The 13,385-nt window shown below is 61.8% G+C and carries 13 protein-coding genes and 1 tRNA gene; 5 read left to right on the top strand and 9 right to left on the bottom strand.

The window, feature by feature from the left end; genetic code table 11:
* Window position 1 precedes the first annotated feature (1 nt).
* On the top strand, window positions 2-781 hold the full coding sequence (locus tag BB029_RS21790) for a divergent polysaccharide deacetylase family protein (RefSeq protein ID WP_065940743.1): 780 nt from the start codon (window positions 2-4) through the stop codon (window positions 779-781).
* On the opposite strand, the gene BB029_RS21785 is transcribed toward BB029_RS21790, so the two are convergent.
* From BB029_RS21785 to BB029_RS21755, 7 genes are all read right to left on the bottom strand, one after another.
* Window positions 772-1,527: an ABC transporter substrate-binding protein gene (locus BB029_RS21785; protein ID WP_065925754.1), complete on the bottom strand. Its 756-nt coding sequence runs from the start codon at window positions 1,525-1,527 to the stop codon at window positions 772-774. The two genes, BB029_RS21790 and BB029_RS21785, sit on opposite strands and share 10 nt — an antisense overlap.
* Before the next feature lie 66 nt (window positions 1,528-1,593).
* On the bottom strand, window positions 1,594-2,364 hold the full coding sequence (gene hisF / locus BB029_RS21780) for an imidazole glycerol phosphate synthase subunit HisF (protein WP_003171107.1): 771 nt from the start codon (window positions 2,362-2,364) through the stop codon (window positions 1,594-1,596).
* Window positions 2,365-2,373: 9 nt separating this feature from the next.
* A complete protein-coding gene (gene hisA, locus BB029_RS21775; RefSeq protein ID WP_027605077.1) occupies window positions 2,374-3,111 on the bottom strand; it encodes a 1-(5-phosphoribosyl)-5-[(5-phosphoribosylamino)methylideneamino]imidazole-4-carboxamide isomerase in 738 nt (245 codons plus the stop codon).
* Between the two features lie 39 nt (window positions 3,112-3,150).
* A complete protein-coding gene (locus tag BB029_RS21770; RefSeq protein ID WP_065940742.1) occupies window positions 3,151-3,408 on the bottom strand; it encodes a DUF2164 domain-containing protein in 258 nt (85 codons plus the stop codon).
* Window positions 3,409-4,047 (bottom strand): imidazole glycerol phosphate synthase subunit HisH, encoded by a 639-nt coding sequence (hisH, locus tag BB029_RS21765; RefSeq protein WP_065940741.1) that lies wholly within the window; start codon window positions 4,045-4,047, stop codon window positions 3,409-3,411.
* The gene (gene hisB, locus BB029_RS21760) at window positions 4,047-4,640 is read right to left on the bottom strand and encodes an imidazoleglycerol-phosphate dehydratase HisB (RefSeq protein WP_017849940.1); all 594 of its coding nucleotides are present in this window, start codon (window positions 4,638-4,640) and stop codon (window positions 4,047-4,049) included. Before hisB ends, hisH begins: the two co-directional genes overlap by 1 nt.
* 169 nt (window positions 4,641-4,809) lie before the next feature.
* The gene (locus BB029_RS21755; protein ID WP_065940740.1) at window positions 4,810-6,471 is read right to left on the bottom strand and encodes an OFA family MFS transporter; all 1,662 of its coding nucleotides are present in this window, start codon (window positions 6,469-6,471) and stop codon (window positions 4,810-4,812) included.
* Between the two features lie 325 nt (window positions 6,472-6,796).
* On the opposite strand from BB029_RS21755, the gene BB029_RS21750 reads away from it, so the two are divergent.
* The 4 genes from BB029_RS21750 to BB029_RS21735 all read left to right on the top strand — a co-directional run bounded on the left by BB029_RS21750 (window position 6,797) and on the right by BB029_RS21735 (window position 10,519).
* Window positions 6,797-9,007, top strand: coding sequence for an AsmA family protein (locus BB029_RS21750; protein WP_065940739.1), 2,211 nt, complete (start codon window positions 6,797-6,799; stop codon window positions 9,005-9,007).
* The gene (gene mutY, locus BB029_RS21745) at window positions 9,004-10,071 is read left to right on the top strand and encodes an A/G-specific adenine glycosylase (protein WP_065940738.1); all 1,068 of its coding nucleotides are present in this window, start codon (window positions 9,004-9,006) and stop codon (window positions 10,069-10,071) included. The genes BB029_RS21750 and mutY overlap by 4 nt, the downstream gene beginning before the upstream one ends.
* Window positions 10,068-10,340, top strand: a complete 273-nt coding sequence (locus BB029_RS21740) for an oxidative damage protection protein (RefSeq protein WP_027605083.1) — start codon at window positions 10,068-10,070, stop codon at window positions 10,338-10,340. The genes mutY and BB029_RS21740 overlap by 4 nt, the downstream gene beginning before the upstream one ends.
* A 103-nt stretch (window positions 10,341-10,443) precedes the next feature.
* Window positions 10,444-10,519, top strand: a tRNA-Phe gene (locus tag BB029_RS21735).
* Between the two features lie 121 nt (window positions 10,520-10,640).
* Here the strand turns inward: BB029_RS21735 and BB029_RS21730 are convergent.
* Both BB029_RS21730 and BB029_RS21725 read right to left on the bottom strand, forming a co-directional pair.
* Complete coding sequence (locus BB029_RS21730) at window positions 10,641-12,245, bottom strand: hypothetical protein (protein ID WP_065940737.1); 1,605 nt, start codon at window positions 12,243-12,245, stop codon at window positions 10,641-10,643.
* Window positions 12,246-12,330: 85 nt separating this feature from the next.
* A complete protein-coding gene (locus BB029_RS21725) occupies window positions 12,331-13,296 on the bottom strand; it encodes an arsenic resistance protein (protein WP_065940736.1) in 966 nt (321 codons plus the stop codon).
* Window positions 13,297-13,385 lie beyond the last annotated feature (89 nt).

The raw sequence follows: 13,385 nt of genomic DNA, 5'->3' as shown, positions 1-13,385 counted from the left end.
TATGCGTGTTGCCCTGATCATTGCTGTGCTGTGCAGCCTGGCAGGGGTCGCCCAAGCGGCCCCTGCCGGCGAATCCCACAAAGCCTACCTGACCCTTATCATCGACGACCTGGGGCAAAACCTGCCCCGGGATCGTCGCGTGCTGGCCCTGCCTGGGCCAGTGACCACGGCGATCATGCCCGACACGCCCCACGCCGCCGAATTCGCCCGCGAAGCGCACAAGGCCGGCAAGATCGTGATCCTGCACATGCCCATGGACCCCGCCACCGGCCCGTTCGCCTGGCACCCTGAACTCTCCCTCGAAGAACTTGGCCAACGCCTGGACGCCGCCTTCAAGGCCGTGCCCTACACCGCCGGCATCAACAACCATATGGGCAGTCGCATGACCGCCCAGCCGGCCGCCATGGCCTGGCTGATGGCGGAACTGCAGCGGCGCAACAAGTTCTTCGTCGACAGCCGCACCAGCGCACAGACCGTGGCCGCCGCCGAGGCGCAGAAGATCGGCCTGGCCCATGTCTCGCGGGATGTATTCCTCGATGATGAGCGCACCGAAGCAGCGATTGCCACGCAGCTGCAAACCGCGATCAAGCTGGCGCATAAACAGGGTTCAGCGGTGATGATCGGCCACCCCTATCCGCAGACGCTGGCGGTGCTCGAGCGCGAATTGCCCAAGCTCCAGGCCCAGGGCATCGAGTGGATTGATATCAAGCTGATGATCAGTGTGCGCAGCAATCAAGCCATGGCGGGGCACGGCAAGAACGGCGTCTACCGCTACAAATAGTCCGCCATGATCTGTTCCACCCGCCCTTCAGAGCGCAACTGATCCAACGCTGCCTGCAGCCTGGCCACCGTCTCATCCGGCACATCCTTGTTCAGCGCCAGGTACAACTGGGCACTGTTGAACCGCAGCACAGTCTTGAGCCCGGTCACACCGACCTGGCGCGCCAGGTAACGCCCGGCCGGGTCGCCGGTGGCCCACAGGTCGATCTGGCCATCCACGAGCTTTTGCGCGTTGTCCTGGTCACGCAACACCACCACCGGGTTAAGGCCCTGCTTCTCCAGGGTCTCGGCGATGGCATCGCCCTTATAGGCGCCGATCCTGTAGCGGCGCGCGTGCTCCAGGTCGTCGAGCTGGATCTTGCTGTCGGCCTTGGCCAGCAGCACCCAGTCGTCCGGGCCGATGGGGCCAACCCACTTGAACAGCGCTTCACGATCCGGCAAACGCGCCATCACAAACACGCCATAGCCGGGTTTCTCCAGGGCGAGCTTGTAGATTCGCTCCCAGGGAAAACGCAGGGTGAGATTGTAGGAAATGCCGGCACGCTTGAAGGTTTCGCGCACGATGTCTACGGCGATGCCTTCGATGTTCTCGTCCCTGGCGAAGTTCTTGCCGTTCTTGGCCATGTTGTAGGGCGGGAAATTTTCCGTCAGCAATACCAGGGAGGCGTCGGACGGCTCTTCGGCGTGGGCTGCACTCACCATGAAGATGGAGGTGCTGGCGAGGGCAAGCAGCAGGGTCTTGAACATGAAGGCTACCGGAATCCATGGCAAGCGCAGAGAGTGCCGCGCGCCTGCCATGGTGTCCAGCAACGTTTAGCGAACGACGATACCGCGCGCCGCCATGTAGGCCTTGGCCTCGGGAACGGTGTATTCACCAAAGTGAAAAATACTCGCCGCCAACACCGCGCTGGCATGGCCTTCGATCACGCCGTCGGCCAGGTGTTGCAGATTACCGACGCCGCCGGAGGCGATCACCGGAATACCCAGCGCATCACTGATGGCGCGGGTCACACCCAGGTCGAAGCCGTTCTTCATGCCGTCCTGGTCCATGCTGGTCAGCAGGATTTCCCCGGCGCCCAGGCCTTCCATCTTCATCGCCCACTCCACCGCGTCCAGGCCGGTCGGCTTGCGACCGCCGTGGGTGAAGATCTCCCAGCGCGGGGTTTCGCCCGGGCCGGAGACTTTCTTGGCGTCGATGGCGACCACGATGCATTGCGAGCCGAAGTGCTGCGCGGCTTCGCCGACGAACTCCGGGTTGAACACCGCAGCAGTGTTGATCGAGACCTTGTCCGCACCGGCATTGAGCAGGTTGCGGATGTCCTGCACGGTGCGCACGCCACCGCCCACGGTCAGCGGGATAAACACCTGGCTGGCCATGCGCTCGACGGTATGCAACGTAGTGTCGCGGCCGTCGACACTGGCGGTGATGTCGAGAAAGGTAATCTCGTCGGCACCCTGCTCATCGTAGCGACGGGCGATTTCCACCGGGTCGCCGGCGTCACGGATGTTCTCGAACTTGACGCCCTTGACCACGCGACCGTTGTCGACGTCCAGGCAAGGGATGATGCGTTTGGCCAGCGCCATGGTCAGTCCTCAGCCGTTGTAGGCATCGCAGTAAGCCTGGGCTTCGGCGACGTCCAGGGTACCTTCGTAGATCGCGCGGCCGGTGATGGCGCCGATGATGCCTGGAGCCTTGGCGTCCAGCAGTGACTTGATGTCGCCCAGGTTGTGAATGCCGCCGGAAGCGATCACCGGAATCTTCGTCGCCGCCGCCAGCGCCGCGGTGAACGGCACGTTGCAGCCCTGCATCATGCCGTCTTTGGCGATGTCGGTATAAACGATGGCGGACACGCCGTCGGCTTCGAACTGCCTGGCCAGGTCGATGACTTGCACGGTGCTGATTTCAGCCCAGCCGTCGGTGGCGACGAAACCATCTTTAGCGTCCAGGCCCACGATCACTTTGCCCGGGAACGCGCGGCAGGCTTCGGCGACGAAGGCCGGGTCTTTCACGGCCTTGGTGCCAATGATCACGTAGCTCACGCCGGCCTTGACGTAATGCTCGATGGTTTCCAGGGAGCGGATACCGCCGCCGATCTGGATCGGCAGGTTCGGGTAGCGCCTGGCGATCGCGGTGACCACCTCGCCGTTGACCGGCTGGCCTTCGAAGGCGCCGTTCAAGTCCACCAGATGCAGACGCCGGCAGCCCCCTTCCACCCATTTGGCAGCCATGCTCACCGGATCATCGGAGAACACGGTGGAATCTTCCATACGGCCTTGGCGCAGACGGACGCAGGCGCCGTCCTTGAGATCGATAGCGGGGATAATCAGCATCTGGCAAACCTTATTCGATATTCAGCAATGCTTGGGAAATCAGGGTTTCTCAAGCGACCACAGGTCGCTTTCGATGCTTTCGAACCTTTCTTTAAGGAGCGTCTGCGTATCGAAAATCGCCCTGTTGTAATAGTGCGGAGCCACTTCGGTGGTGAACAGCTCAAGAATCTCGGCGACCTCGAACGAGCCCAGCTTGAGCTCGAAGCGGTCTTCCATGAAGCGCTTGATCTTGAGGGTAGCCTCACTTTCCTGCTCCGGCGTGAGGGTCAAGATCGGCGGCTTCGGCTTCCTGGCCATTTACCAGCGCCCATCCCAGGCGGCGAAGTTCTGCAGCAATTGCAGGCCATGGGTATGGCTCTTCTCGGGGTGGAACTGCACGGCAAAACGCGAACCTTCGGCCAACGCAGCGGCGAAGTCGACGCCGTAGTGCCCACCACCCACCACCTGGCGCGGTTTACCGGCGGCGATGTAGTAGCTGTGCACGAAGTAGAAGCGCGCCATGTCCGGGATGTCGTGCCACAGCGGGTGATCCACTGCCTGGCTGACTTCGTTCCAGCCCATGTGCGGGACTTTCAGGTGGGCGCCGTCTTCGTGCAGGTCCTTGCCGAAGAACTTCACCTGGCCGGGGAACAGGCCGATGCAGTCGACGCCGTCGTTCTCTTCACTGCGATCGAGCAAGGCTTGCATGCCCACGCAGATGCCGAGGAACGGACGATCCTGGCTGACTTCGCGCACCAGGCTGTCAAAGCCCAGGCGACGGATCTCGGCCATGCAATCGCGGATCGCGCCCACACCGGGGAACACCACGCGGTCGGCTTCGCGAATCACGTTGGCATCGCTGGTGATCAGCACCTTGCCGGCCCCTACGTGTTCGAGGGCCTTGGCCACCGAGTGCAGGTTGCCCATGCCGTAATCGATAACCGCGACCGTCTGCATTACAGGACGCCCTTGGTCGAGGGCATCTGCCCGGCCATGCGCTCATCCAGCTCCACGGCCATGCGCAGCGCGCGGCCGAAAGCCTTGAACACGGTTTCGATCTGGTGGTGGGTGTTGGTGCCGCGCAGGTTGTCGATGTGCAGGCTGACCAGTGCGTGGTTGACGAAGCCCTGGAAGAATTCCTGGAACAGGTCGACATCGAAGCCGCCCACGGTGGCGCGGGTGTACGGCACGTGCATCTGCAGGCCTGGGCGGCCGGAGAAGTCGATGACCACACGCGACAGCGCTTCGTCCAGCGGGACATAGGCGTGACCGTAGCGACGGATGCCTTTTTTGTCGCCGATGGCCTTGGCAAACGCCTGGCCGAGGGTGATGCCTACGTCTTCCACCGTGTGGTGGTCGTCGATATGCAGGTCGCCCTTGCTGACGATATCCAGGTCGATCAGCCCGTGACGGGCGATCTGGTCCAGCATGTGCTCAAGAAAAGGTACACCGATATCAAATCGGGCCTTTCCGGTGCCATCCAGGTTGATCGAGGCTTTGATCTGGGTTTCCAGAGTGTCGCGCTCGACGGACGCCTTACGTTCGGCCATCACCAGCTCCGCAAAATCATTGGGCGAAAAAGGCAGCCATTATAGGGGCGCGGGCGCTAAACAGAAACATCGAAGGGGATAAGACTGACGAGTTGAGGCGGGGAATGTCGGGGATAGACATGTATACACAAGCGGGCGCTCCAGGATGGTGCACCCGCTTGTATTCAACTTAGTGGAACAGTACCGCCGTCTTCTGCAGGGTCACCCACACACCCCACGCCAACGGAATACCCACCACCAGCCAGGCCGCGATCGCCAACGGCACGGTGCCGGGTGCCGCTTTCCACTCCAGGGAAGTGCTGGCATCGGCACCCTTGTCATGGCCCAGCGCCTGCTCGGCGGCCAGTTCCGCGTCGGTCATGAAGTACTTGTCGGCCACCGGGCGGACCAGCATGTTGCAGATAAAGCCCAGCACCAGCAGGCCGGCGAGAATGTACAAGGTGATGTCATAGGCCGCAGCGCGTTCAACGCCGATGCTCAGTTGATACTCACGCAGGTAGTTCACCAGCACCGGGCCCAGCACTCCCGCCGCTGCCCAGGCGGTCAGCAGGCGACCGTGGATCGCGCCGACCATCTGGGTACCGAACAGGTCCGCCAGGTAGGCCGGGACAGTCGCAAAGCCACCGCCGTACATCGACAGGATGATGCAGAACGCCGCCACGAACAGCGCCACATTGCCCAGGTGCCCCAGGTTCGGGATCAGCGCATACAGGGCAAAGCCCAGGGCGAAGAACACGAAGTAGGTGTTTTTACGCCCCAGGTAGTCGGAGAACGACGCCCAGAAGAACCGGCCACCGATGTTGAACAGGCTCAACAGACCCGTGAAACCTGCAGCGATGGCCGCGATGGAGGCCAGTTGACCGGCGTCCAGTTGGCCAAACGGCACATCGACACCCAGCAGTTTGCCACCGAACACTTCCTGCAGCAGCGGCGAAGCCATGCCGAGGATGCCGATACCCGCCGACACGTTCAGGCACAGCACCAGCCATACCAAGCGGAATTGCGGGGTTTTCCACGCCACATTCACGTGCACGTGACGGTGGGTGATCATCGCGTTACTGGCTTTTTTCGCCGGTGCGGTCCAGCCCTCAGGCTTCCAGCCAGTGGGTGGAACGCGGTAGGACAGCGCGCCGCCGATCATGAACACGAAGTAGATCGCAGCCATGACCAGGAAACTCTGCCATACGCCCACGCTGGTCGGCGAAGCAAAGTGCCCCATCAGCGCAGCAGCCAGCGGGGCGCCCACCATTGCGCCGCCGCCGAAGCCCATGATCGCCATGCCGGTGGCCATGCCGCGCTTGTCCGGAAACCACTTGATCAGGGTCGATACGGGCGAGATATAACCCAGGCCCAGGCCGATACCGCCAATGACCCCGGAGCCGATCCACATCAGCCAGATCTGGTGGGTATAGATACCCAGCGCCGAGATCAACAGGCCGCCGCACCAGCACAACGCCGACACAACACCGGCCTTGCGCGGCCCGGCATGTTCCAGCCAGCCACCCCAGATCGCTGCCGAGCAACCCAGGAAGATGAAGAACAGGGTGTAGATCCAGCCCAGCATGGAGATGGGCCAGTCGCATTGGGACGAGAAGACCTGGGCGATGAAGCTCATGTCCGGCGCACAGGCAACCGGTTTAGTGATACCCAGCGCCTTGGACAGCGGCAGCCAGAACACCGAAAAGCCGTAGGCCATGCCGATGCACAGGTGGATGGCCAGGGCGGCCGGTGGAACCAGCCAGCGGTTAAACCCGGGCTTGGCGATAATGCGCTCCTTCGACAGGAACGCAGGCTGGGCGGCTGTAGTGCCGGCCACAGTGCTAGTGCTCATTGATGAATCCCCCAGTTATTAGTATGCGTTCGTCAGGCGCTCTCTCCCTCGGCCTTGCACGCAAAGCGTGGCCGTTTTTGTAGAGTGAAGCTCCATTTTGGCGCGACGATAAGTCGCAGAAGGCGAACGAACGGCTGAAGATTAGCATTAGCGGATGACAGAAAAACCAAAATGACATCATCTTTTTGCGATTTTTCGGTTTTATTGGCGTCAAAAACCCGCTTCCCGACCTGTGGATACAATGTAACGATCGGTGAACTGACGCAGGCCGTCGGGCGTTATACTCTGCGGCTAAATTTTGAAATCGACATACAAGGACTCGCCCATGAAAGCGTTCGGCAAAATCCTGGGTCTGGTACTTCTCGGGCTGTTGCTGATCATTGTGGCTCTGGGCTTTGCCCTGACCCATCTCTTCGATCCCAACGACTATAAAGACGAGATTCGCCAGATTGCCCGCGACAAGGCCCACATCGAGCTGACGCTCAATGGCGATATCGGCTGGAGCCTGTTCCCCTGGCTCGGCCTGGAACTGCACGAAGCCAGCGTGGCGACCCTGACCACGCCGACCCAACCCTTCGCCGACCTGCAAATGCTTGGCCTGTCGGTGCGCGTGCTGCCGCTGCTGCGGCGCGAGGTGCAGATGAGCGATGTGCGTGTCGAAGGCCTGAACCTGCGCCTCAACCGCGACAAGCAGGGCCATGGCAACTGGGAAGACATCGGCAAGACCGCACCGGTGGCAACTGCCGGAACCCCCGCGCCAGCGCAAGCGCCTGCCGAGCCCGAAGCGGAAAAACCGTCCAAGCCGATCCGCCTGGATATCGACAGCCTGACGGTCAACAACGCCCGCGTCGAATACAACGATGAACAGACCGGCAAGCAATTCAGCGCCGAAAGCATCCAGCTGAGCACCGGCGCCGTGCACGAAGGTGCAAGCATCCCGGTGAAACTCACCGCCTTCTTCGGCAGCAACCAGCCAGTGATGCGCGTCAAGACCGAGCTCAACGGCAACCTGCGTATCGAACGCGCGCTCAAGCGCTACCAGTTCGAAGACATGAAAGTCACCGGCGAAGCCACTGGCGAGCCGCTGCAAGGCAAGACCGTGACCTTCTCCACACAAGGCCAGCTACTGGTGGACCAGGCGGCCAATATCGCCGAATGGACCAACCTGAAGCTCTCGACCAACCAGTTGCGCGCCCTGGGCGAGCTGAAGGTCAACGACCTGGACAAGACCCCGCAGCTCAGCGGCGCGCTGTCCATCGCCCAGTTTGACCTGGCCAAGTTCCTCGACAGCGTGGGCAACCCGCTGCCGCCCATGGCCGAGGGCAGCCTGAGCAAGGTCGAGCTGGTCAGCCGCCTCAAGGGCACGCCGACCAGCCTGGCGCTGGAAGACCTGAACCTGAAACTCGATGGCAGCACCTTTACCGGTCGTATCGCCGTGGACGACTTTGCCAAGCAGGCGCTGCGCGTGCAGCTCAAGGGCGATACCTTCAACGCCGACAACTACCTGCCGGCCAAGTCGGAATCCGCCAAGGGCGCGACCGCCGCCCGCCAGGCCGAAGTGCAGAACAGCGAAGCCGGCGCCATGGCGGCCGGGGGCACCACGCCACTGCCGGAAGCACCGACAAAAGGCGCCTGGAGCACCGACAAACTGCTGCCATTGGCCCACCTGCGCAAGCTGGATGTGAATGCCGACCTCGCCTTCGGCCAACTGACCCTGAGTAAATTGCCGATCCAGAATGCCGTGCTGAAAGCGTCCGGCGTCGACGGCCAACTCAAGCTCGACACTCTGAGCGGCGAGCTCTACAACGGCACCTTCCAGGCCAACGGCAACCTGGACGTGCGCCAGGACATTCCGCTGCTGGCCCTGCAAAGCCGGATCAGGCAGGTTCCGGTCGAACGCATCCTGCAGGCCCAGGGGCAAACGCCGCCGGTGAAAGGCCAGGTCACCCTCGACAGCAACCTCAGCGGCCGCGGCAATAGCCAGAAAGCCCTGATAGACAGCCTCAACGGTACCGCCAGCTTTGTGATCAACAACGGCGTGCTGCTCAACGCCAACCTCGAGCAACAACTGTGCACCGGTATCGCCCTGCTCAACCGCAAGACCTTGAGCGGCGAACAACGCGGCAAGGACACACCGTTCCAGGAGTTGAAGGGCAACCTGACCTTCCGTAACGGCGTCGCCAACAACCCCGACCTGAAAGTGCGCATCCCCGGGCTGGCGGTCAATGGCAACGGTGACGTCGACCTGCGCGTACTGGGCATGGATTACCGCGTCGGCATCATCGTCGAAGGCGACCAGCGCGAAGTACCGGACCCGGCCTGCGAAGTAGGCGCCAACTTCCAGGGCATCGAAGTGCCGCTGCGCTGCCGTGGCCCGCTGGAACTCGGCGCCAAGGCTTGCCGCCTGGACAAGGACGGCCTGAGCCAGGTCGCGATCAAGGCGGCCGGCAACAAGCTCAGCGAGAAGCTGGAAGAGAAGCTCGACAAGGTCAACCCGCAGCTCAAAGATGCTTTGAAAGGCCTGTTCAAACGATGAAAAACGAGCAGTTTTCAACGGCGGTGCTGGACTGGTACGACCGCCACGGCCGCCATGACTTGCCCTGGCAGCAGGGCATCACGCCTTACCGGGTGTGGGTTTCGGAGATCATGCTGCAGCAGACCCAGGTCAGCACGGTGCTCAATTACTTCGACCGCTTTATGGCCTCCCTGCCAACGGTCGAAGCCCTGGCCGCCGCGCCGGAGGACGAAGTGCTGCACCTGTGGACCGGCCTGGGTTATTACACTCGGGCGCGCAACCTGCAAAAGACCGCGAAAATCATCGTGGCCGAGTACGGCGGCGAGTTTCCCAGGGATGTGGAAAAACTTACCGAGTTGCCCGGCATCGGCCTGTCCACCGCCGGCGCGATTGCCAGCCTGAGCATGGGCCTGCGCGCACCGATCCTCGACGGCAACGTCAAACGCGTGCTGGCGCGCTTCACCGCACAAGAGGGCTACCCCGGCGAACCCAAGGTGGCCAAGCAGCTGTGGGCGACCGCAGAGCGCTTCACACCCCATGATCGTGTCAACGCCTACACCCAGGCGATGATGGACATGGGCGCCACCCTCTGCACGCGCAGCAAACCCAGCTGCCTGCTGTGCCCGCTGGAAAAAAACTGCGAAGCCCATATGCTCGGCCTGGAGACGCGCTACCCGATCCCCAAGCCGCGCAAGACCATCCCGCAGAAGCGCACGCTGATGCCGATGCTGGCCAATGCCGAAGGCGCCATCCTGCTTTACCGCCGCCCTTCCACCGGCTTGTGGGGCGGCTTGTGGAGCCTGCCCGAACTGGACGACCTGCAAGACCTCGAACACCTGGCCAACCAGCACGCACTCGAGCTGGGCGAGCACCAGCCACTGCCGGGGCTGATCCACACCTTCAGCCACTTCCAGCTGGCCATCGAACCCTGGCTGGTGCAGGTCGAGGAATCCGCCCATCACGTGGCCGAGGCCGACTGGCTCTGGTATAACCTCGCCACCCCGCCGCGCCTGGGCCTTGCCGCCCCGGTAAAGAAACTGCTGAAACGCGCGGCCGATGTATTGAACGCAGGAGAGTCGTCATGACCCGCACCGTAATGTGCCGCAAGTACAACGAAGAATTGCCAGGCCTGGAACGCCCTCCGTACCCAGGTGCGAAGGGCCAGGACATTTTCGATCACATCTCCGCCCAGGCATGGGGCGACTGGCTGAAACACCAGACGCTGCTGATCAATGAAAAACGCCTGAACATGATGAACGCCGAAGACCGTAAATACCTGTCAGGCGAAATGGACAAGTTCTTTTCCGGCGAGGATTACGCCAAGGCTGACGGCTACGTGCCGCCTGCTCAATAATTGATCAAAAATCGGGGTCGGCACGTAAGCGACGGTAATAATTAAATATTTTTTGAAAACTTGCTTGACGACCCCCTGAAAAACCCGTTTAATGCGCCCCGTTGCCCAGATAGCTCAGTCGGTAGAGCAGGGGATTGAAAATCCCCGTGTCGGCGGTTCGATTCCGTCTCTGGGCACCACTAATTAGTTTCAGGTGGTGCAAACGTCATCTGAAACACATAAGAAACCCGCCTAGTGCGGGTTTTTTATTGTCTGCAATTTGAGTGATCCAAGTCGCGATTTTGAGATGAGGCGGCTGATTCATTCCAGCCGAAACACCATCAGTGGGTTGTCATTCAAACGCCCTTCAAAACTTGGCACCTGATGCTCCAGAGGCGTGCCCTTGAGCAACGCGGTTTCCTTGCGCGCCACAATGACCCACGACGGTCGCGGTAACGCGCTCAATCGCTCAACATCTGCAGCACCGACAAACAGCGGCTGCTCGTCATGGTCCAGATTCATCATGTAGCGCACCGCCCAGGTGTCCCTGCCGAGATTCAGGAATACCAGTTGCCCAGGCTGCGATACGCGAAGCGCTTCCACCTGGCGGACGAATTGCCGAGTGTCGAACTGCAAATCCTTGGCAGGCTCCACGACCGTCACCAGCACCAGCCATTGCGCGCCCAGCGCGAACGCGCTGAGCCACACCAGCCGCCCCGCTCGCCGCCAGGCAAGCACGGCCGCCACTTGCAGGAGCACCAGCGCCCCCACCAACAGCGGCAACGAGACGTCAGGCCAGTAACCGTGCTTCTGCCACCCATGCCGACAGACCAACACGGCAACCACGCACAGCGCCGGCAACGCCGCGACAAGCCACTCATAGCCCCTGCGCACGCCCGAGAGCCAGCCTTGCGCCTGAAGCAGCCCATAGGCCGCGACAGCCGCAAACATCGGCACCATGGGCAGGATGTAATAGGCACGCTTGAAATGCGGCACCGACAACCCAAGCAGGATCATCAACCCACAGGCACCGAGCCGCACCACCAATTGCACCGGGTCATCAAACCGCTCCGCCCAACGATGACGCAGCGCAACCAATGTGACCAACGCCAGCGGCACCACGGGGAAGTAACGGTACAGGCTCAGCTGGAAGTAGAAATAGAACGGCTCGCCGCTTTCATCAAGGCGCCCGCCCACTTGCATCTTGAACACTTCATCGGCAAACCCATCGCCGCCGCTGATGCGCGCCAGCTTCACCAACAGCCACCAACAGGCCGCCAGCAATACCAGGCCGACGATGCCGTGGATCAACACCTGCCTGACCCGCTCTCCAGGGCTGCCCAGCGCCCAATACACACATACCACGCCGCAGACTTCGATCAAGCCCAGCGGGCCGCGTATCGCGAAACCCAGGATGAACAGCGGGAACACCGCAAGTTGCCTGAACCGTGAGCCCAGGCGCTCACCACTGTGCAGCAGGTAGAAACTGCCGACACACAACAACGCCACCATCTGGTCCAGGCATACCGAGCGGGACTTCTCGAGCAATTGGGTAGTGAGCAACGTCAGCAGCACCGTGAGCAACGCCCACGGGCGACTCGCCGGGACCAGCAAGCGATAGATCAAGGCTACGACCCCGGCGGATGCAAGGGCAGTGGGCAGCACATTGGCCAAATGGTTGGGCGCACCGAACAACCGGGCAAATACGTAGCTGAAGAAGGTCGCGGTACCAGGGTAGTCCGCGTAAGGCTGCCCATAGGTGGTAGGGAAAAGACTCGCTCCATGGCGAAACATTTCCTGCAGGAACAGCGCCCAGCGACCGTCAAAGCCTTGAGGTTGCTGGTCCCAGATACCCAGCGTGAACAGCAACAGCGCGAATAGGAAAATGCCCAGGGACTCCAGGCGGAAACGGTTGCAGTGATCCATGGGTTGGCCTGTCAGGTAGGGAACGCCGACCTAGAGTGCCGAACGTATCCCTAATAGCACCTGAACAAACCTGAACATTCACATTTCACCGGCCTGCAGGCCACACCAGCCTCGGGATCAGGCGCACGTAGATCAACTCGCCCACCAATTCGACCAGGGTTTGCAGGATCACCGCCGTCGCCGCCACGCCGCGCACGTCTTCTGGCAACGCCAGGGCCAAGGGCAACACCACCAATGAGTTACGCGTCGACGCGCTGAACGTCACCGCCCGTGCCGTCGCCGCCGGCAGCGCGAACAGCCTCGCGGTCACCCCCCCGATCACCGGCGCCAGCAACAGGAACGCCACGTACACCGGGATCACCGGCAGCAGCAGGTTAATGTCACGCACCACCGAAGTGATTTGCGAACCGATCACCACCACCAATACCAGCGCCATCGCCGGCACCGGCAACCACGCCCAAGCATCATTCCAGGCGCTGACGCCCGATGAGCGCCGCGCCAGGAATGCGGTGATCACCGCCAGCGCCATGGGCAGCACGATCAACAACAGGAACGCCTCGATAAACGGCCCCACCTGCACCACCACCCCGGACTGCACCCCCAGCATCAACCCCAGGTACACCGGCAACAGCAGCAACTGCAGCAACAACAACACCGGCGTCGCCGCCAGCATCAAGCGCGAGTCGCCTTTACCGATATGAGTAAACACCACCACGTAGTCGATACACGGCGTCAGCAACACCAGCAATGCGCCCACCAGCAATGCCGGGCGCTCCACCAGGCCACGGGTCAACACCCACACCAGCAACGGCACGAGGATGAAATTGGCCAACAGCAGCGCCGACAGAAAGCGCTTGTGACTCAAGCTCTGGCGCAGGTCCAGAAAAGGGATTTGCAGGAACATCGCATACATCAACACCGCGATGGCGGGCGTGACCAGCGCGCCGAGGCCCTGGGCCAATGAAGGCGCGAGCAGGCCGAAAGCACCAGCCAGAAGGACAGCGGCGAAGTAGAGGGGGATCTGGTGGTGTTCGAGGGTGTCGCGGGTCATGGTCGAGCTCAGATCAATCGAAAGATCGTCAGCCTATGCACCCAAAGGGCCAAGGTCGAGCGTCATGGCCATCTTCACACCCATGGCGC

The organism is Pseudomonas sp. S3E12 (assembly GCF_001702295.1).
Lineage (GTDB): Bacteria > Pseudomonadota > Gammaproteobacteria > Pseudomonadales > Pseudomonadaceae > Aquipseudomonas > Aquipseudomonas marginalis.
The sequence above is the reverse complement of the archived record's forward strand: the minus strand, read 5'-3'. Positions and strand labels throughout refer to the sequence as shown.

Excerpts from the sequence above, each read along its gene's own strand:
- BB029_RS21785 (WP_065925754.1), bottom strand. The coding sequence starts at position 1,527 with ATGTTCAAGACCCTGCTGCTTGCCCTCGCCAGCACCTCCATCTTCATG.
- hisF (WP_003171107.1), bottom strand. The coding sequence starts at position 2,364 with ATGGCGCTGGCCAAACGCATCATCCCTTGCCTGGACGTCGACAACGGT.
- BB029_RS21790 (WP_065940743.1), top strand. The coding sequence starts at position 2 with ATGCGTGTTGCCCTGATCATTGCTGTGCTGTGCAGCCTGGCAGGGGTC.
- hisH (WP_065940741.1), bottom strand. The coding sequence starts at position 4,047 with ATGCAGACGGTCGCGGTTATCGATTACGGCATGGGCAACCTGCACTCG.
- BB029_RS21740 (WP_027605083.1), top strand. The coding sequence starts at position 10,068 with ATGACCCGCACCGTAATGTGCCGCAAGTACAACGAAGAATTGCCAGGC.
- BB029_RS21755 (WP_065940740.1), bottom strand. The coding sequence starts at position 6,471 with ATGAGCACTAGCACTGTGGCCGGCACTACAGCCGCCCAGCCTGCGTTC.
- BB029_RS21730 (WP_065940737.1), bottom strand. The coding sequence starts at position 12,245 with ATGGATCACTGCAACCGTTTCCGCCTGGAGTCCCTGGGCATTTTCCTA.
- BB029_RS21750 (WP_065940739.1), top strand. The coding sequence starts at position 6,797 with ATGAAAGCGTTCGGCAAAATCCTGGGTCTGGTACTTCTCGGGCTGTTG.
- mutY (WP_065940738.1), top strand. The coding sequence starts at position 9,004 with ATGAAAAACGAGCAGTTTTCAACGGCGGTGCTGGACTGGTACGACCGC.
- BB029_RS21725 (WP_065940736.1), bottom strand. The coding sequence starts at position 13,296 with ATGACCCGCGACACCCTCGAACACCACCAGATCCCCCTCTACTTCGCC.
- BB029_RS21770 (WP_065940742.1), bottom strand. The coding sequence starts at position 3,408 with ATGGCCAGGAAGCCGAAGCCGCCGATCTTGACCCTCACGCCGGAGCAG.
- hisB (WP_017849940.1), bottom strand. The coding sequence starts at position 4,640 with ATGGCCGAACGTAAGGCGTCCGTCGAGCGCGACACTCTGGAAACCCAG.
- hisA (WP_027605077.1), bottom strand. The coding sequence starts at position 3,111 with ATGCTGATTATCCCCGCTATCGATCTCAAGGACGGCGCCTGCGTCCGT.